Genomic DNA, 597 nt, shown 5'->3' on the forward strand with positions numbered 1-597 from the left:
TGGTGCTCGAACAGGAGGCGTGGGCCGGGCTGGGCCGCACGGCGGCCGGGCGCAGCGTCACCTCCCTGGCCGTGCCCGCCGACGTGCTGGGCACGTGGTTCGGGCCCGTCCTGGCCGAGGCCGCCGACTGGGACGACACGGTCCTGGACCTGCACGTCGAGGACCAGGACCACAGCGCCCGGCTGCTGCGCCGGGGCGAGGTGCTGGCCGCCGTCACCACGGAGCCGCAGCCGGTGCAGGGGTGTGCGGCGGAGCCGCTGGGGAGCATGCGCTACGTCCCGCTCGCCTCGCCCGCCCTGCTCGCCCGGCACGCGGCGGGCGACGTCGTCGACCTCGGCGCGATGCCCATGATGCGCTACAACGCGAAGGACGACCTGCAGCGCCTCGCGCTGAGCGGCGCCGGGCTGGACGTCGCCCCGCCCACGCACCTGGCGCCGTCGTTCGACGGGTTCCACCGGCCCGTCCGGGCCGGCCTGGGGTGGGGGATGCTCGTGGACGCCCAGGCCGTCGAGGACGTGCGCGCCGGCCGGCTGGTCCGCGTGCCCGGGCTCGACGACGTCCTCGTGCCCCTGTACTGGCAGGCGGCCACACTGCCCG

General features: G+C 77.1%; 1 protein-coding gene. It reads left to right on the forward strand.

Annotated elements, in window-relative coordinates; genetic code table 11:
- The coding region (locus D8M29_RS13005) for a LysR substrate-binding domain-containing protein (RefSeq protein WP_127446067.1) at window positions 1–597 on the forward strand (597 nt) is incomplete at both ends.

This window comes from Micrococcus sp. HSID17227, assembly GCF_003989405.1.
In the GTDB taxonomy this organism is placed as follows: Bacteria; Actinomycetota; Actinomycetes; order Actinomycetales; family Micrococcaceae; genus Micrococcus; species Micrococcus luteus.